Annotated in this window: 11 protein-coding genes; 8 read left to right on the plus strand and 3 right to left on the minus strand. The window is 69.4% G+C overall.

The window, feature by feature from the left end; genetic code table 11:
- Nucleotides 1-10: 10 nt before the first annotated feature.
- Together H7F30_RS10110 and H7F30_RS10115 are read right to left on the minus strand one after the other, a co-directional pair.
- Nucleotides 11-985: an NDP-sugar synthase gene (locus tag H7F30_RS10110; protein ID WP_187034921.1), complete on the minus strand. Its 975-nt coding sequence runs from the start codon at nt 983-985 to the stop codon at nt 11-13.
- A complete protein-coding gene (locus H7F30_RS10115) occupies nt 982-2,901 on the minus strand; it encodes an acyltransferase (protein ID WP_187034923.1) in 1,920 nt (639 codons plus the stop codon). Before H7F30_RS10115 ends, H7F30_RS10110 begins: the two co-directional genes overlap by 4 nt.
- A 94-nt stretch (nt 2,902-2,995) precedes the next feature.
- Between H7F30_RS10115 and H7F30_RS10120 the strand changes: the two genes are divergently transcribed.
- The 4 genes from H7F30_RS10120 to H7F30_RS10135 all read left to right on the plus strand — a co-directional run bounded on the left by H7F30_RS10120 (nt 2,996) and on the right by H7F30_RS10135 (nt 8,607).
- Nucleotides 2,996-3,580, plus strand: a complete 585-nt coding sequence (locus H7F30_RS10120) for a hypothetical protein (RefSeq protein ID WP_129663369.1) — start codon at nt 2,996-2,998, stop codon at nt 3,578-3,580.
- Nucleotides 3,581-3,679: 99 nt separating this feature from the next.
- Nucleotides 3,680-5,683, plus strand: coding sequence for an acyltransferase family protein (locus H7F30_RS10125; protein WP_187034925.1), 2,004 nt, complete (start codon nt 3,680-3,682; stop codon nt 5,681-5,683).
- Nucleotides 5,680-7,668, plus strand: coding sequence for an acyltransferase family protein (locus H7F30_RS10130; protein WP_165357852.1), 1,989 nt, complete (start codon nt 5,680-5,682; stop codon nt 7,666-7,668). The genes H7F30_RS10125 and H7F30_RS10130 overlap by 4 nt, the downstream gene beginning before the upstream one ends.
- Nucleotides 7,669-7,761: 93 nt before the next feature.
- Nucleotides 7,762-8,607, plus strand: a complete 846-nt coding sequence (locus H7F30_RS10135) for a class I SAM-dependent methyltransferase (protein ID WP_187034927.1) — start codon at nt 7,762-7,764, stop codon at nt 8,605-8,607.
- A gap of 55 nt (nt 8,608-8,662) precedes the next feature.
- On the opposite strand, the gene H7F30_RS10140 is transcribed toward H7F30_RS10135, so the two are convergent.
- The gene (locus tag H7F30_RS10140; protein ID WP_129663377.1) at nt 8,663-9,949 is read right to left on the minus strand and encodes a lipopolysaccharide biosynthesis protein; all 1,287 of its coding nucleotides are present in this window, start codon (nt 9,947-9,949) and stop codon (nt 8,663-8,665) included.
- A gap of 135 nt (nt 9,950-10,084) precedes the next feature.
- On the opposite strand from H7F30_RS10140, the gene H7F30_RS10145 reads away from it, so the two are divergent.
- The 4 genes from H7F30_RS10145 to H7F30_RS10160 all read left to right on the plus strand — a co-directional run bounded on the left by H7F30_RS10145 (nt 10,085) and on the right by H7F30_RS10160 (nt 18,143).
- The gene (locus H7F30_RS10145; protein ID WP_129663379.1) at nt 10,085-14,371 is read left to right on the plus strand and encodes an alpha-(1->3)-arabinofuranosyltransferase family protein; all 4,287 of its coding nucleotides are present in this window, start codon (nt 10,085-10,087) and stop codon (nt 14,369-14,371) included.
- Nucleotides 14,364-15,251 (plus strand): glycosyltransferase family 2 protein, encoded by an 888-nt coding sequence (locus H7F30_RS10150; protein WP_129663381.1) that lies wholly within the window; start codon nt 14,364-14,366, stop codon nt 15,249-15,251. The genes H7F30_RS10145 and H7F30_RS10150 overlap by 8 nt, the downstream gene beginning before the upstream one ends.
- Complete coding sequence (locus H7F30_RS10155; protein WP_240730105.1) at nt 15,248-16,339, plus strand: glycosyltransferase family 4 protein; 1,092 nt, start codon at nt 15,248-15,250, stop codon at nt 16,337-16,339. Before H7F30_RS10150 ends, H7F30_RS10155 begins: the two co-directional genes overlap by 4 nt.
- A 73-nt stretch (nt 16,340-16,412) precedes the next feature.
- Nucleotides 16,413-18,143, plus strand: coding sequence for a hypothetical protein (locus H7F30_RS10160; RefSeq protein WP_187034930.1), 1,731 nt, complete (start codon nt 16,413-16,415; stop codon nt 18,141-18,143).
- Nucleotides 18,144-18,237: the final 94 nt, after the last annotated feature.

Raw genomic sequence — 18,237 nt, forward strand, 5'->3', positions numbered from 1 at the left:
TGAGACTCGTTCAGCGGCGCTCGTCGACCCCCAGTACGGCGTCGGCGAGTCGCAGCCCGGGGCTCACCCGAGCCCCGTCGCCCAGAACACAACCCTCGAGGTGCGTGCCGTCACCGATGACGCAGCCCGGCCCGAGCACGCTGTCGGTGAGCACCGCATCGGCGCCGATCTGGGCACCCGGCATGACGAGGCAGCGCTCGACGCGAGCCGTGGGGGCGACCTGGGCGCCGAGCAGAACACTCGTGGCGTTCGGGCGGTCGCTCGGGACGTGATCCCGGGCCCACGCCAGGTTTGCCGCGAGCAGCGCGGCGGGTGTTCCGATGTCGGCGAAGCGCGCGTCTTCGCGGTAGACCCGCACACCCTCGTCGAGCGCCACAGCTCGGGGGAACACGTCCCGCTCGAGCGAGACCACCTCGCCGGCCGGGATGAGATCGAGCAATGACGGGCTGACGACGTACGTGCCGGCGTTGACGAAACCGGCAGGTGCGCCGGCGGGCTTCTCTTCGAACCGGGTGATGCGGTCACCGTCGAGATGGAGCAGGCCGAAGGCACTCGCGTCATCGACCGGTCGCGCGTGGATCGTCGCCAGGGGTGCGCCGGCGTGGACATGCGCGCGCACGTGCGCGGCGAGGTCGTGGTCGCTCACGAGGTCGCCGTTGATGACGACGAGCGCGTCGTCCGGGTGAAGCGTGAGCCCGGCGCACGCGTGTTTCAGCGCGCCACCGGTGCCCCGCGGCTCGGGCTCACGGGTGTAGCGCAGGTGGAGCCCGACGCGCTCACCGTGGCCGAGCGCCGGCAGGAAGGCCTCGGCGTGGTGGGCGGTCGCCAACGTCACGGAGTCCACTCCCGCGGCGGCGAGGCGACGAAGCTGGTGAGCGATGACGGGCTCGTCACCGATCGGGAGAAGATGCTTCGGCGTGCGTGTCGTCAGCGGCATCATCCGTGAGCCGTAGCCGCCCGCGAGGATGACGGCGTGAAGGCTCACTTCGCGGTGTCCTTGCGGATCTGCGGTGCGATCCACGACCACATGATGGGTCCGGAGACGGATGTGTAGTGCAGGGCGTCCTCGTAGAGCTCCTGGCCGTTGAGTTTGCCGTGGTACGTGCCGCCGGGGCACAGCCGGTCGAACTGCGACAGGAACTGCACCTTGTTCTGCGCAGCCCAATGCTTGGCGACCCCGTTGAGGTGACGCACCTTCGCGGTGTCGTTGAGGGACGGCGGATTCTGGCCGAACGTCGGCATCTCGTGGCAGGCGAGGTCGAGCAGCACCGGGCGCTTCACCCGGGATTCCTTGGACTTGGCGAGCATCGAGTCGAGCGAGGAACGGATGAAGGCGTCGTGCTCGGCGCTGCCCGCCTTCAGCCGTCGGCCGTCGACCTCGTAGTCGTCGAGCAGGTTCTGCGGCAGGAAGTACAGCATCGTGTCTGCCTCGAAGAGCCCGAGGTGCCAGTTGTTCCAGAACGTGCGGCAGGCCGCGGGGATGGGGGCAGGTTTGCCGTTGAGGATCTGCTGACCGGGGAATGTGGTGCAGCCGAAGCTCGTCGACTCCGAGACGTCGAGGTCGGTGAACCGTGTGGACGGGAAGTTCACCATGAGGCTGTGCGGAATGGAGTTACCCACGACGACGACGCGCTGCGAGGCGCCCGGCTGGTACGACGGCACCGCGTACGTGAGTTCGCCGCCTCCCGCACCGGTCTCCTCGGTCGGGATACCGCTGGTGACCCTCGGGAGCGCAACCGTACCCACGGCGACGGCAGCACAGGCCGTCACCGCGACCAGGCGGGAGATCCTGGGCGAGCGGGGCACCAGACCGCGCAGTCCACCCGCCCGGATCGGCGCCTCGAGGTAGCGGTAGGTCAGCGTCGCGAAGACGATCGACAGCACGGCCTGCACGAGCGCGGCGGCAGCGGTGCTCATGCCCAGACGCTCAGGCGAGAGGAAGACGTGTACGGGCCAGTGCCACAGGTACAACGCGTAACTGATGAGGCCGATCTGCCGCAGCGGCTCGAACGAGAACGCCCGCTGAAAGGCGTTCGCGTGCGGTGACGCCGCGGCGAGGATCGCGGGCAGCGTCAGAAGACAGACGACGACGAGGCCGCCGCGGAAGACGAGCGGCGAATCCTCGGAGAGGGCGACGAACGCAACGAGCAGCGCCGCGAGGCTCGGCCAGGCGAGCTTCGAGATGGTCTCGACCCAGCGCGACGGGCGTTCGTGCCCCCATTGGCTCGGACCGACCCACGCGCCGATCGCAGCGCCGATGAGCAGTTCGAAGGCGCGGGTGTCGGTGCCGTAGTAGACGCGCGTCGGGTCGACGTCCGGCACGTAGAGGTAGGCCATCCAGGCAGCACTGGCGGCGGCAGCGACGGCGAAGACGAGCGCGAGCGTCCAGCGGCGGTGGACATACCGCGCGAGGAAGAGGAACAGCAGCGGGAAGAGGAGGTAGTACTGCTCCTCGATGGCCAGCGACCAGGCGTGGCGCAGCGGAGAGGGAACGCCGTTGGCGTCGAAGTAGGCCTCGTTGCTCGCGAGGAGGCGCCAGTTCTGGACGTAGAAGAGCGTCGCGAGAGTGTCGAGCGCCACCGAGCTGCGTCGTCCCGGGGGTGTCCAGAAAGCTGCCGCCGCCAGCACCGCGATGAGCACGGTGATGAGGCTGGGCAGCAGGCGTCGGGCGCGGGCAGTCCAGAAGCGGCGCAGGTCGATGCGGCCCGAACGGGCGTACTCGCGCACGAGCAGACTCGTGATGAGGTAACCCGACAGGACGAAGAAGAGGTCGACACCGAGCCAGCCGCCCTGAACCCCCGCCGGCCAGAGGTGAAAAACGAGAACGGCGAGGACGGCGACGCCACGAAGTCCGTCGAGCGCCGGGCGGTAACCCGACGAAGTGGGTGCGCGACGTGGCACGGGGTGGGCCTCTCGACGGGAACAGGACAACGGGCGCGAGTCTATTTGCCCAATGGCCGGGCCGCAGGCGGTTCCACTTCGCTAGCATGCGGGCATGTCGAACCAGTCAGACACTCGTACAGTGACGTCGCTGCGCCCCGGAACGAAGGTCGCGCTCATCGTCGCCACCGGATTCCTCGCGGTGGCCGCGTACTTCTTCCTCACGCCGACCAGCTTCATGGGCAAGGACGGCGGCCTCTTCCGTTGCGGTAGCCCGATGTCACCTAACACGAACGGTCTGGCCAAGGGCCAGTGCGGCATCATCGAGGACGTCGCACGCAACCAGAGCCTCCTCTTCCTCGCCCTCGCCATCATCACCGCCGCCCTCGGCTTCCTCCTCTTCGGCTCGGAGTCGGCAGCGCAGACGCGCGGCGCCCGCACCCGCCTCGAGGACGAGGCCGTGGAGGACGACGACGTCGACGACGCCGATCGCCGCCCGGGCCTCCTCGCCGGTCGCACGGAGCGCCAGAGCGAGCGCACCACGGAGCCGCGCCGTCGTTCCCGTTTGGGAGACGAGGACGACGCCCCTCGCAAGGTCCGCCGCACGCGCCTGGTCGACGACGAGGACGACGACGATGTGCGTCCGGCCCGCCGTCGCACGCGCTTCGACGACGACGAGCCCGACACGGTTCGCGACTGACTGCCGCTGACGGCAACGGGCTCACCCGCTCCGATTCGTCGGTGGGTGAGCCCGTCGCCGTGAGCGGAAGCTCGCACGCGTTTGATCGGAGAGGAACTCATGGCCGCACGGCTCTTCGCCCACCGTCCTGGCCTGGACGGCATCCGCGGCTACGGCATGGTCGTCTTCATGCTGTGGCACGTGGGGGCACTCACGGTTCTGCCGGGGCTGTGGGTGTTCATGAACGTCTTCTTCATCCTCTCCGCCTTCCTCATCACGCGTCTGCTCCTCGCCGAGCGGCGTAGCTACGGCGACATCAGCGTTCGCGATTTCTACGTCCGACGGGTGCGGCGCCTCGGCCCGGCACTGCTCGTCATGCTCGGCGCGGTGACGCTCGATGGGCTGTTCTTGGCCCCCGATGAGGAGAAGGCGTACCTCAAGGGCGACATCCTCGCCACCCTCACCTACGTCATGAACTGGCGTCTCGTGGCCCGTGACGATCAGTACTTCGAGGCTTTCAGCCACCCGAGCATCACGCGGCACGCGTGGAGTCTGTCAGTCGAGGAGCAGTTCTATCTCGTCGTGCCGTGGCTCGTCGTGGCCGTACTGGCCCTGGGGCGTACGCGCCTGGCGAGGACCCTTCCGTTCGTGCTGCTCGCCGGACTCAGTGCCCTGTGGGCCACGCGGTTGGACCTCGTCGGGCTGGGTGGTCAGTCACACGCCTACTACGGCACGGACATCCGCGTTCAGGCCTTGGCGCTCGGCGTCGCGGCGGGCGTGTGGAGTGGGCACCGGTGGAGCGGCGGGGCGCTGCTCAAACCTCGCGACCCGCGTGATCCCCTCGACGGCGGCCGCCCGTGGATCGAGATCGTCGGGTGGCTCGGGCTGGCGGCCACGCTCGTCGCGTTCGTCACGATCGAGCCGCTCGCACCGTGGATGTTCTCGCGCGGCGGGATGCTGCTGACCTCCATCGCGGCGACGGCGTGGATCATCGGCTGTGCGCAGAGGCGCGCCACACCCCTCGTTCGCGTGTTCTCCCTGCCACCCGCGGTCTACACGGGCAAGATCTCGTACGGCCTCTACCTGTACCACTGGCCGATCTTCATCTGGCTCTCGCGCTACCTCACCGGCGTCAACGTCTGGGTTCTCGCGGTGCTGACGCTCGCCCTGTCCTACGCGGCGGCCGCCGTGAGCTACCGCTTCCTCGAACAGCCGATCATGAAGCACGGACTCGGCGCGTTCGGTCGCCGTCGGACGGGGGCCGCAGGCTTCGCAGGGCTGGCCGCGGTCGTCGTCGGCGCGCTCTTCGTCTCGGGAGGTACGGCGCAGGCCACCGCACCCGTGCGCGACGAGAGCGTCCCGCAGAAGGTGGCGAACATCCCCCAGCTCGTCGAGGGGCAGCCGACGTTCACGGCGCCGAAGCCGCCGACGAAGGTCGCGCTGTTCGGTGACTCGGTGCCGTTCCACCTCGTCTCCCGTTTCCCCAGCGGCAACTTCCCGGGCCTTGAGGTCGTCAACCTCGGCACACCCGGTTGCGACATCGTCGACGCCCCTGTGCAGTGGACACCGACGGTGGCGCTCGGCGCCGACGCCGCGTGCCGGCAGAACAAGGCGACCTACGAGGAGAAGGTGCGTACCTCGGGCGCCGAGACGTTTGTCATCATGCCCAGTCTCCAGCTCGCGCTGCGCCACCAACTCAGAGGGCGCACGGTGTGGCTCGACGACCCGGCGTACGTTGCTGCCGTGCGCTCGAAGCTCTCCGAACTCACGACGAAAGCCGAGGCGGCCGGGGCTCGTTCGGTGCAGATCACCACCGTTCCGTGCCGACGGATGAGCGAACTCAACCTTCCGCCCCAGTACCGTACGGAGCTGAGCCGCTCCCCCGAACTCGTGGCCGAGGCCCAGAACCCCAAGCGCCTCAACGCCCTCATCAGTACCTGGGCGAAGGAGGAGAACGTGCCTGTCGTCGACCTCGCCTCCGCCGTGTGCGGTGACGGTTACCAGCCGACGCTGCACGGCAAGAAGGTCTACGAGGACGGCATTCACTTCTCGCCCGAGGCAACCCCGATGATATGGGGCTGGCTCGCCCCGCAGGTTCTGCGCAAGGCAGGTGGACGTCCGTGACGGGCAGCACGCGCGCACAGCGACGCAACGGCAAGGGCGTGCGCACGCCGTCGCGCTATGCGGCGCTCGACGGTTACCGCGGCCTGTTCGTCGTTCTCGTCATCGCCTACCACTTCGGCGTGACGGCGCTCGTCGGCGGCTGGGTCGGCATCAACCACTTCTTCGTCTTCTCCGGCTTCCTCATCACGCGTCTGCTCCTCAAGGAGCGCCAGAAGACGGGGCGCATCGACGTCCGCCGCTTCTACGTCCGCCGGGCCCGCCGCGTTCTCCCCGCGATGTTCGTGCTCGTCGCCGCGGTGCTCGTTCACACGGCCTTCTTCGCCGACGCGGAGCAGCGCAAGGAGTACGCCGGCGACGCTTTCGCGACGCTCGGGTTCTTCCTCAACTGGCGCCTCATCAGCCGTGGCGACGCCTACTTCGACCAGTTCGTCGACCCGTCGCCGCTGCGTCACGCGTGGACGCTCTCGGTCGAGGAACAGTTCTACGTCATCGTCCCGTTCCTCGTGCTCGCCCTCGTCGCCCTCGCCCGTCGCCGGGGCGCGAAGGCCGGCATCGCTCTCGCTCTTGCGGCGGTGAGCGCCTGCTGGACGGCGCAGCTCGGCTTCGAGACGCCGCAGGACCAGACGCGCCTCTACTACGGCACCGACACCCGCGTGCAGGCTCTGCTCGTCGGTGTCGCGCTGGGCTGTCTGCTTGGACTCGGCAACGACAAACGGGGCCCGGTGCTCCCTCCACGCGCCGTGACGCAGGCGCTCGGCGTCATCGGCTTCGGCGTCTCGGTCTCGGCGGTCTTCCTCCTCGACCCGAGCACCACGTGGGTCTACGACCGCGGTGGCATCCTGCTCTTCGCCGTCGGCGCCGCCCTCATGGGGTGGTCGAGCGTCGACCCGCGCAACCTGCTCATTAACCGCATCTTCGGGTGGGAGCCCCTGGCGTTCCTGGGCCGCATCTCGTACGGGCTCTACCTCTACCACTGGCCCATCAACCTGTGGGTCGACGTGCCGGGCCTCCCCGACATCGCCGAGGCCGTGCTCAAGGGTGCGCTCACGTTCGCCGCTGCGTACCTCAGCTTCCGCTACATCGAAGTGCCCGTCCTGCAGAACGGCGTCAAGGGTCTGCTGCCGAAATCCACTTCCGGCACGCGGCAGTTCGTCGCCGTCGGTTCGGCACTGGCCCTCGTCCTCGGTTCAGGCCTCATGTGGACGATGACCCGAGTCAGCGGCCCGCCGCAGTACGTGGCGAACGTTCCCGACCTCGTGCCGGGGCAGAAGGCCTACCCCATGACCTCGAGCCGGACCACGGTGGCCATGGTGGGCGACTCGGTGCCCCTCAAGCTCGTCGAGAACTACCCGTCGCTCAACTTCCCGGGGCTCCACCCCGTGGCCCTGGCTGTGCCGGGCTGCGACATGCTCGACATCCCGATCGTCGATTCCAAGAGCAAGATCGTGCCCAACCCGAAGGACTGTGCCTCCCTCAAGCGCGACCTGACGTCGAAGGTTCGCGGCTCGGGTGCGGAGGCCGCCGTCCTCATGCCCGGCGTGCACCTCGCCTCGCGGCACATGCTCGACGGCCGAAAGGTGTGGATCGACGACGCCGCCTACCGCGACCTCGCGAAGAAGCGTCTCACCGAGACCGTCGGGAAGATCCGCGCCGGGGGAGCGCAGCGTGTCTACGTGACGACGGTGCCGTGCCGTCAGGCCGATCTGTCCGTCCTCCCGCCCGAGGACGCCGCCGCGATGCGCGCCGACGGCCCTGCGCTCGCCGAGTCGCAGCGACCCGACCAGGTCAACGCCCTGATCCGGGAGTGGGCGTCCGAGGAGCACGTGCCGCTGCTCGACCTCGCGAGGACGGTGTGCAGCAATCCCTTCCAGCCCGAGGTGAGCGGTAAGCGGCTGTACACCGACAGCGTCCACTTCTCCGAGGAGGCCACACCGATGATCTGGAAGTGGCTGGCGCCCCAGGTTCTGGCGACTGCCCAGCGCTGAGGCGCATGAGGTGGCATTCTTGTGCCGCCCGAGTTCGCCGACACCGTCCGTGGTCCGCCGTGTGCGTTCGGGCCTCACCCACGTAAGGAACCCATGAAAACGTCTGCCTTCTTCGAAGCCCTTCCGGCGCTGTTCACCCCCGACGTCCAAAGTGGCGACCCGGTCGACGGCTCGTGGAAGGGCCTCGCGTCCCAGGTGGCCGGCTACACGGCGGTCAACGAACTCGCGGTGCTCAACGAGGCCGCGCGTCACCTGCCCGAGGGCGAGGCCTACCTCGAGGTCGGCACGTTCAAGGGCCGCTCGATCTGCGCTGCGGTGCGGGGCAACGCCGGCAAGAAGTTCGTCGTCATGGAGAACTTCATGGAGTTCGGCATGGCCGGCGAGATGGCGCGCAAGGAGCTCATGACGAACCTCGCCCAGCACGCGAGTGACGCCGACGTCGAACTGCTCGAGGGCGACTGCTTCAAGCTCATGGTCGAGCCAGGCGCGCTCGATCGGCCGGTCGGCGTCTACTTCTACGACGGCGAGCACACGCTGCTGTCGCACTACCTCGCCCTGGCTGTCGTCGAGCCGTTGCTCGCGGACGAGGCGCTCGTGCTCATCGACGACGCGTCGTGGCCGGTCGTGCAGAAGGCCCACAAGCTCTTCCTCCAGCGGCACAAGGGCTGGGAGATCGTCGAGACGTGGGACGCTGCGCACGCCGACGACCCGCGCTGGGCCAACGGCCTGCACGCCCTCACATTCCGCCGTGTGCCCGGTACAACCCGCAAACTCTCGGGCACGGACGAGGCCCTGCGCCGCTACCAGGTGACGGTGCAGGACCGCGTCAACGCCGTGATGTGGAAGGCCGTGGGCATCGTGCCCGGCCCGATCACCGCGGTCGCGAAGGTGCTGCTCGGACGCTCGCGCAAGATCGGTGACGACGACAGCGCGAAGTGACCCACCGTTGCCTCGGGCCGAGCTGACCACGTGTGTCGGCTCGGCCCGATGCGTGTCACGTGCGGTCGGTGACGAGGAGGTCCTCCTCGGACTCGAGCTGCGTCACGGCGTGACGGCGGGTGCGCACCACGCCGACGAGGACGACGAGCGCCGCGCAGCCGGCGGCGAGGCCGATGATCTGCTCGGCGCTGTCGTGCCACCACAGCCACCCGACGACGAGCTCGACGGCAACGGCCAGCCAAGCCACCTTGCCGAGAGTCGTGTCGTCGTCGGCCATCTGGGAGAAGAGCCACAGCTGCGCCAGGGCCCACAGCGTGCCGAGCGCGATGCAGGCCAGGACGAGCGTTCCGAAACCGTCGAAGGCCGTGCCGCCGATGAGCCGCACGAGAGCGTCGGCGTCAATCGCGACAACCGCGGCCGCGATCGCGCCGATTCCGACGACGAGCGCCGCCGCCCGCCAGATCATCGACGACCCCTGACGCGACAGGCGCGGCACGACGAGCAGCGCGATGAACTGGGTGCCCCAGCACATCGCCCGCCCGAAGGTCGACGCGAGCCCGTAGCCGCCGGAGGTGTGTTCGTCGAGGAAGTGGCGCACGAGGAGCACGTCGACGTTCGTCAGGGCGGTGAAGGCCGCGAGCGTCGAGTTGGATCGCGCCATCTCGGCCAGGAGCGAGGGGGAGTGGCGCCGCGTGGTGGCGGCCAGATCGCGACAGGCCCACCAGCCGTACGCCGCGGTGAGCCAGGCCGCGATCGCCATGGCGACGAAGACCTGCGTGACGTTCGCATCGATCGCGAGGCACACGAACGCGCCGAGCAGACGGGTGGCCGCGGTGAGGACGTAGAGCGTCGACAGGCGCCCGAGGCGTTCGGCCCCCAGCAACATGCCCTGAAACGCTCCCGTGAGCGTCATCGGAAGGAGCATGAGCGACATCGCGACGGTCGCGGCCACACCGTCGAGGTGGAAGATATCGCCGATCGGTGCGGCGAGCAGGCACGTGAGCCCGGTGAGAGCGATGCCCGTCCCGGCCGCGGCGACGAGCCCGGACGTGCGTGCTTCCTCGTCCGCCCAGCGCCGCGCGATGATGACCTGGAAGGCGCCGGCCGGGATGACGAGCACGATGCCGAGCGTGATGAGCGCCGAGTAGGCGCCGAACCCCGCGGTACCGAGGGCGCGCGTCAGCACGAGAACGAAGACGTAGCTCAGGGCGTTGCCGACGCCCATGGCGACTCCGAGGAGGGCGCCCGAACCGATGCCCGCCGTGCGCTCGGTCCGGTTGCCAGGAGCCTCGGACGGTTCGTCGGCGGAGTCAGTGGAGACGTCGGTGCTTCCAGCGTTCAACGTCTCCACCTTCTCGGGTTGGTCCTCTCGGGGGTTACTTCCCAGTTATATTAGGCAGTCACCGCCGGGGCGCCGACGGGAAGCGCGCTCGGCGCGCGGTGCAGTGACGAAGTCGACGATCCGGAGGCCAACGACGTGAGACGCTTCGCCGCGCGGGTCAGCCCGTACGCGCTCACGACCGGCGGGCTCGTTCTCTTTCTCGCGATCATCGTCTTCGGCAACTCGCTCGGTCACTTCCACACCGACATCAAGCCAGAGGTCTACCTCGCGCCGTGGACGATGGTCGAGCGCTACCTCTCGTCGTGGACGAGCTCTCCCTACCTCGGGTCGGCCAACTTCAACGTCGGCCTCGTCCCCGTGCTGCTTCTGCTGTCGGCGCTGCGCGGGCTCGGTCTGTCACCGGAGTGGACCTTCAAGGTCTTCCACTTCGCTCTCTGGCTCGTCGCTGCATGGGGAGCGAACCGTCTCGTGCGGGCAGCCACCGTCCGCGCGACGAAGTGGGTCGGCCTGTTCGCGGGGGTCTTCTACCTCGCCAACCCCTACACGATCGCCGCCGGAAACACGCTCGCAATCGCCCTGCCGATGGCGTTGTTGCCCTGGATGCTCCTGGCCTACTTGAGGGGTCTGCAGCAGCCTCGCAGCTGGGTCTGGCCGGCCGCGTTCGGCCTTGCGTTCTTCGCGATGAGCGGCATGAACGTGGCCGTCGTGCCGCTGTACCAGCTGCTCGCGCTCGTGCCGATCGCCGCCGTCGCGCTGTGGCACCGCCGCGCTACGTGGCGTCAGGTGCTCGCCGTGACGGCCAAGTGCGGCCTCTTCGTCGTCGCCGTCTCGGTCTACTGGCTCGTGCCCGCCACCGCAGCGCTTGGCACAGGCGCGCAGATCGTCGACATGTCCGAGACGCTCACCGGTATTCACAAGGTGTCGTCCTTCACCGAGGTGCTGCGCGGCCTCGGTCTGTGGCCGCTCTACGGCCACAGTGACACGGGGCCGTGGGTGCCTCAGAACGCCACCTACATCACGAGCCCGGTCGTCATCGTCCTCACCGCGCTGTGGCCGACGCTTGCGCTCGTCTCCCTCGCCTTTGCGCGAACTGCTCTTCGCCGCACTCTCGTGTTGCTCGCCGCCCTGGCTGCCGTCGTCATGGTCGGGCTGTTCCCGGGTGAGGGACGCGCCCAGAGCCCCGTCGGGTGGGTGCTGGAGAAGGTGCTCGGCCTCGGCCCGCTCGCCGCGTTCCGCACGACGAACAAGATCGGAGCGCTTCTCGCGCTGGCCTTCGCGCTGGCGCTGGCTTTCGGCGCGGTGCAACTCGTGCGCCTCGTCCAACGACGCAGCGCGCTCGCCCCCGTGGCCGGTTCGTTGGCCACGGTTCTCGTGGCCGGTTGGATCCTGCCGGCCCTGTCCAACGGGCTCTACATCTCCGAGATGGACGTGCCGAACTACTGGCGCGAGGCGGCCAAGACGGCCGACGGGGGAGACCCGAACGCGCGTACTCTCATGCTTCCCGGCCAGACCAGGCCGACCTATCGCTGGACCGTTCAACGGCCGGACGACCTCACGAACTCGCTTCTCAAGCGCGAGGCCGTGCTGCCCGAGACGACGCCGAACGCGAGTGCACCCGGCGCCAACCTCCTCGCGGCCATGGACGACACGGTGCAGTCGGATCGCTCGAACGGCGACATCGCCTCGACGTTCGCGCGTTACCTCGGGGCCGACAACGTGCTCGTGCGTCACGACACCGTCTGGGAGAACGACGGCGGTGCGCGGCCAGCTGCCATGTCGCGCCTCATCGACGGCGACAGTGGTCTGTACGGCGTCGCGAACTTCGGCCGTCCCGGTCAGAACGTCCTGTCGCCCACGAACCAGCCCGAGAGCATGGACGAGGCCCTGCTCACGCCGGTGCAGCTCTACGGGGTCAAGGACTCCCGACGTGCGGTCCGGGCCCAGAGCCTCGCGGGTCAGATGATCGTCGCCGGCGACGGCTGGGCGTTCCCCCAGCTCGCCGCCGCCGGCCTGCTTCGCTCGAGCCCCACCGTGCGCTACGCGCAGGACCTCGACGAGACGAGCCTCAAAGCCGCGCTCAAGGACGGCGCACGACTCGCGCAAACCGACACGAACGCCCGTCGCAACACCATCCCTCAGCGCCTCACCGCCGGCCAGGGCTCGCTCCTTGCCGCGAACGAGGCACTGAAGAACAGCCGCACACTGGGCACCGATCCGAAGAACCAGACCGTCCTGGAACGTTCCGGGGCGCACGTCACCGCGAGCTCGGCCGGTGGAACGTTCTTCGACCTGCCCTTCGCCGCCGCCGAGAACGCTTTCGACGGTGACGATGCGACGTCGTGGCGGTTCGGTGACTTCCAGCGAGCCGCAGGCCAGAGCCTGAACGTGAAGCTCGACAAGCCCGCCCGCCTCGGTGACGTGTCGGTCGCTCAGGCCGATCTCGGTCCCGTCAAGATCGATCGCGCCACCCTCATCGCAGGCGGCAAGTCTGTCTCCGTGCGCGTGCCAGACACCGGCCGTGCCACGTTCCGCATGGGCGGCGTGAACGCCGAGTCCGTCCGCCTGCGGATCGACTCGACCCGCGGCGACGGCTACAACCTCGTCGGTGTTTCCGAAGTGGGGCTACCCGGGGCGAAGGCAGAGCGTGCGGCGCGCACGCCGTCGACTCTGAAGGACCTGTACGACAGCCTCGACGCCGAGGGCCGCACGGCCTTCGAGAAGGCACCGCTCGACATCCTCTTCCAGCGCGTGCAGAACTCGTCCTCCCCGAACGACGACTCCGAGACCTCGCTCAACCGCATCTTCACGATGCCCGACGCCCGTCGCTACGACGCCTCCGCCACGGTGCGCCTCGCGAAGGCCGACCAGGAGCGCTTCTACGACCGCAGCGCGGGCTACAGCGATGCCGTCACGGCGTCGTCGTCGGAGTTCTGGTTCGACCGCCCCGAATACCGTGCGTCCCAGGCCGCCGACGACAACGACAAGACGGCCTGGGTTCCCGGTGGCGCAAGCCCGCAGGGTGCCTGGTGGCAGATGCGCGGGCCCGAGCGCGAGATCAGCTCTGTCTCCGTCACCCAGGCCCCCGGTGAGGGCGGTGCATCACGCACCCAGTGGGCGACGCGGGCCACGGTCAGCGTCGACGGCCGCGTCGTCGGCTCCGGAGTTCTCAAGCCGAACGGCACGGCGTCGATCGACATCGCGGCGACGCGGGGCAAGGTCGTGCGGGTGCAGCTCGACGCCTCGAGCGGGCCGCGTAACGGCGCCCCGGCGAAGTTCACGTCGATCGATACGAAACAAGTGCTGCGCAAGGCTCCTCTCGGTGCGTTCGACGAGCCTGGTAAGAACCGGTGCTTCGCCGTCTCGACGATCAACGGTACGGCGCTGCCGATGCGTCTGTCGGGCGACCGTGTGGCCGGGCCCAAGGACGCCGGCACCCGCTGGACGGCGTGCAACCCGGTTGTCCTCAAGGCCCGCGAACAGCACCTCGAGCCGGTGCGCGACTTCGTCGTCGACTCGCTCGTGCTGCGCGACACCGTGTCGGAGAAGGCGGGGGCCGGCGTCTCGCCTGCCCCGGTCGACTTCGCCGTGACGAAGAACTCGCCGAGCGTGAAGTCCGTGCGCGTGGCGAAGAGCTCCACGCCGAAGGCCGTCGTGCTGGGTCAGAGCTATGACGAGCGCTGGAGCGCCACGCTGGGCGACAAGGATCTGGGACGCCCCGTCCTGCTCGACGGCTACTCCTCCGGGTGGGTTCTGCCGGCCGGCGCCGAGGGCACCGTCGAGATGCGCTTCACGCCTCAGCGTTACGCCAACTGGGCCATCCTCCTCTCGCTTGCGGCACTGTTGCTCGCGGCAGCGCTCGTGGTGCGTGCGTGGCTGACGGGTGCGCTTGTCGGTGGTCGAGACGAGAGCGCCGACGAGGACCTGCCGGCTCATCGCGCGCACCGGTCCGCGACACAGGAGCGGATGACCGGTGGCGGCGGGTCCCCGGGTCGCTCGGGTCGTCAGGTCCTGCTCCAAGCCGGCTTCGTCGCGGCCGCCGCGCTCGCTGTGGGGCTTCCGGGACTCGTGGCGGGTCTCGCCGTCGTGGCGGGCCTGCGCTGGGGACGCGTGACATCACGGGCACTCGTCGTCACCGGCTCTGCCCTGGTGTTCGTGGCGATTCTCCTGTTCCTCGTCCTCAGCCCCGACCTCGGCGAGGTGAGCGCGGATGCGATCTCGGCGAGCCTGTGGCCGCATCGCGTTGCCGGCGCCGGTTTCGTCGTCGCCATCGCAGGCCTCCTGCGCCGTGAAGGCCTGGCCGGGGGATCCCGCGGTGCCGCAACGGCCGAGCCGGCCGCTGACGCCACCGACTCCGCCGACCGCACCGAGGACGAGGGACGCACGCGCGACAGCGACAGCGACGGAGGATCCGAGGATGAGTGACAGCCACGTGAGCGCAGGGACGCCTGCCGGGCGCGATGTGGAGGGCGGTGTTGCGCGCGCGGTGAGCGTCATCGTGCCGACGCGCAACAACGAGCGCACGATCGAGGCGACGCTCGCGTCCGTCGTTGCGCAGACCGAGCCGAACGTGACGCTCATCGTCGTCGACAACGCGAGTAACGACGCGACGCCCGAGATCGCCCAGCGGTATGCCGACGTCTACCTCGAGGCAGGCCCCGAGCGTTCCGCCCAGCGCAACCGCGGCATTCAGGCTGCCGAGACGCCGTGGATCGTGTGGCTCGACAGCGACATGATCCTGCCGCCGCGTGCTCTCGAAGTCGCCCTCGACACCGCCGAGCAAACAGGCGCGGCCGGCGTCGCCCTGCCCGAGCGCACGATCGGCACGGGGTTCTGGACAGCCTGCCGGGCCCTCGAGCGTGAGTGCTACCTCGACCAGCCGTGGCTGCACAACCCACGCCTGCTGCGCCGTGAGTTCATGGTCGGCGACGGCGAGTTCCACCTCGCGATGTCCGGACCGGAGGACGCCGACCTTCGCATGAAAATGCGCCGTGCGGGACACCGCATCGAACTCGCTCCCATCGTCATCGACCACGACGAGGGTCACCTCACCCTGCGCGACGTCTTCGACAAACGGCGCTACTACGGCCGAAGCATCCCGGCCCTCGAAGCCGAGCACGACGGTGCCGTCAGCGACCAAGGGCGGGCGGTGCTCGGCGCGTACTGGAGCCACCGCGGCGACCTGGCCCGACGCCCCGTGCACGCCGCCGGCATGATCGCGATGCGTGCCATGGAGGCGGTCGGCTACGGCTACGGCGCCTGGAGCGCGCGCCGTGAGGCGGCCTCCGGAGGAAAGACGTCGTGACCCACGGTGACGCGTCGCGCCGGCGTGAGCTCCTGTGGCTCTCCCTGCCCGATCAGCGTCCCCGCCGTGAGCTCTACTGGATGTCGCGCATGCCCAACACCCACGTCACAGCGCTGGCCGCCGACGAGCCGGTGGGGGAGATGAGCTGGGTCCCGACGACCTACCGCCGCCCGGTGAAGCGCTTCATCGAGGCCGGCGCTTTCGCTTGGGCCGAGAACCTCGACGACGAACTCGCGCGCGTTCGCCCCGACTGGGCGGTCAGCCTCGAGCTGTGTTCGCTCGTCACCGGGCAACTTTCCAGGCGCCGCCGATCCGGAGGCTTCAGGCAGGCCGTCGTGACGTGGGAGAACATGCCGCGTCAGCCCCTGTACGCCCTGCCGCCGTACCGCCAGGCCGTCGAATCCGCACGCAGCGCCGACCTCGTGCTCTGCATGGTCGACGCCGCCCTCGATCACCTTGACCTCAACGGCTTCGACCTCGTGCGGGCGCGCGTCGTCAAGCCCGGTGTCGACACGGAACTGTTCTCCCCGGCAGCCGAACTCACCGACCGCCCGCGCGTTGTCTTCACTTCGCCGCTGGCGCCGAACAAGGGCATCGACACCGTGCTCGACGCGATGGCTCACGTGCGCCGACACCTGCCGGAGGCGCAGCTCGTCGTGGCCGGACGCGGCCCGTTGCTTCCGCTCGTCGAGGAAGCCGCCCGTCGCATGCCGGATTCGGTCGTCCTCGCGGGCTCGCTCGATGCGTCGGGGGTGGCCGATCTCCTGCGCTCGGCTCGGGTGTTCACGACGGCACCCCGCCCGACGTGGAAGTGGACCGAGCAACTCGGTCTCGCCTACCTCGAGGCGCAGGCGTGCGGCCTTCCCGTCGTCACGACCGCCTGCGGGACGAACGACGAGGCCGTGCGCCCACCGAACCTCGTCGTCGAGGACGACGCCGCAGCACTGGCCGACGGGCTCCTGCACTTTCTCGAGAACGACGCGGCAGCCCGCGAGACGGGCCGAGCCAACCGCGAGCGGATGGTCGCGGAGCACGACATCGTCACGCAGACCCGTCGCCTCGGCGAGGCTTTCGCCGAGTTCGAGTGAGGCCCGCGTGAGCGTCAGGGGCGAGGGGGAGCGGTCGAGCGCTGTCTCATGGCCCACACGGCATGCAGGCCTGTTGACGGCGACTGCCGTCGCGCTCGTCGTGCTGTCCCCGGCGCTGTGGCGTCCCGGCTTCCTGCTCCACTACGACATGGTGTTCGTGCCCGACCTCCCGCTTTCGGCGGGCACGCTCGGGATGGACGGCGGGGTTCCCCGCGCCGTGCCGAACGACACCGTCGTCGCACTGCTCGACCTCGTGCTGCCCGGCTGGATCACGCAACGGCTCGTCCTCGTCGGGGCGTTCTTCGCCATCGGCGCCGGTCTCGACCGCTGGCGACGCGGCGTCGTCACCACCGTTGTCGCAACCGTCGCCGCGACGTGGAGCCCGTGGATGGCCGAGCGTCTCGCCATCGGTCACTGGGGCTACCTCTGGGGGTACGCAGCGCTCGTGTGGGCCGTCGTCGGTGCACTCGAACTGCGCGCAGCGCGGAGCGACGGCGATGACACGCGCCATCACCGGGCCGTGACGAGCACCGCGGTGGGCCTGGGCATGAGCGCTCTGTCGGGCTCGACGGGCGCCGTGCTCGTCGCCATCGCGTTGGTCGTCATCCTCCTTGCGCCCGGCGCGGGTCGGCCCCGCGCGGGAAGCATCGCCGTCGGAGCAGCCGCGTGGCTCCTGCTCAACGCCGCGTGGTGGTTCCCTTTCCTCACGAGCTCGTCATCGTCCGCGGCCGACGCCACCGGCGTTCGGGCCTTTGCCGCCGGAGCCGACACGCCGCTGGGCGTTCTCGGGTCACTCCTCGGGGGCGGCGGAATCTGGCACGAGCCGTCGTGGTTCCCCGAGCGCCACGCCGTGGTCTTCGCTTTTCTCGCCGCTGCGCTCGTCGTCGTCGGCTTCGTGACGCTCCTGAGGCATCTGCCGGCGCTGCGCTGGGGGATCGGGGCGCTCGGAATCCTCGCGCTCGTCCTTTCGAGCCTCGGAAGCCTCGCCGTCACGGCGCCACTGCTTGTGTGGTTCGTCGAGACCGTTCCCGGCGGCGGGCTGCTGCGCGACGGACAGAAGTTCGTCGCGTTGCTCGTCGTGCCCGCAGCGCTCGGGTGGGGCGTGCTCGCGGCACGTGTCGTGTCACGCGCCCGAGGAACCGCGCTCGCCCCTGTCGCGCTCGTCACGGCCGCCGTGCTACCGGTCGTTCTTCTGCCGGGGCTTGCGTTCGCCCGCGGTGGCCAATGGATCTCGTCGAGCTATCCGAACGAGTACGGAGCCGTCGCGCAGCGGTTGTCTGCGTCGTCGGACGCGGCCGCCGTCCTGCCGTGGCGCCTGTACCGGCAGTACGGCTGGAACGGCGACATCACCGTGCTCGACGCGTGGCAGCGCCTGTCGTCCTCTCCGGTGCTCGTCAACGACGACCTGCCACTGCGTGACAGCACGGTACGGGGTGAGAGTGCGGCTGCCGACCGGGTGTCGAGGGCCCTCGCGAGCGGGGACGCGGCGCAGGTCAAGGCTGCGCTGAGCCGGGCCGGCGTGCGCTACGTCGTCGTCGAGAAGTCCCAACCCGGGGCCGACGACGACATTCGGACGCTCAACCCGATCGGCTCCGTCGTGCACTCGGGACGAGACCTGACGCTCTACGACATCGGCCGTCCCAGCGGCCACGACGGCCCGCAGAGCCTGGGGAACGCGCCCTGGTGGGGCGCGACGGGCCTGGCTCTCGCCGGGGTCACCCTGGCTGCGGGTACGGCGTGGCTCGTGCGGCGCAGGCAGTTCGAACGCGGCGCGGAAGGACACGCTTCGGGTACCAGACAGTAGTTCGCCTGCGCAGAACGTCACATTCGGGCTACACTCGATGAAAATGCGTCGTACGGGCGACGCGTCTCACCGGCGAAGTGAGAGCTGGACACAG

It is taken from the genome of Dermacoccus sp. PAMC28757, from assembly GCF_014302635.1.
GTDB lineage: Bacteria > Actinomycetota > Actinomycetes > Actinomycetales > Dermatophilaceae > Dermacoccus > Dermacoccus abyssi.

What these genes read in the sequence shown, in the direction of transcription:
- H7F30_RS10120 (WP_129663369.1), top strand. Translation starts at nt 2,996, where the DNA reads ATGTCGAACCAGTCAGACACTCGTACAGTGACGTCGCTGCGCCCCGGA.
- H7F30_RS10125 (WP_187034925.1), top strand. Translation starts at nt 3,680, where the DNA reads ATGGCCGCACGGCTCTTCGCCCACCGTCCTGGCCTGGACGGCATCCGC.
- H7F30_RS10135 (WP_187034927.1), top strand. Translation starts at nt 7,762, where the DNA reads ATGAAAACGTCTGCCTTCTTCGAAGCCCTTCCGGCGCTGTTCACCCCC.
- H7F30_RS10150 (WP_129663381.1), top strand. Translation starts at nt 14,364, where the DNA reads ATGAGTGACAGCCACGTGAGCGCAGGGACGCCTGCCGGGCGCGATGTG.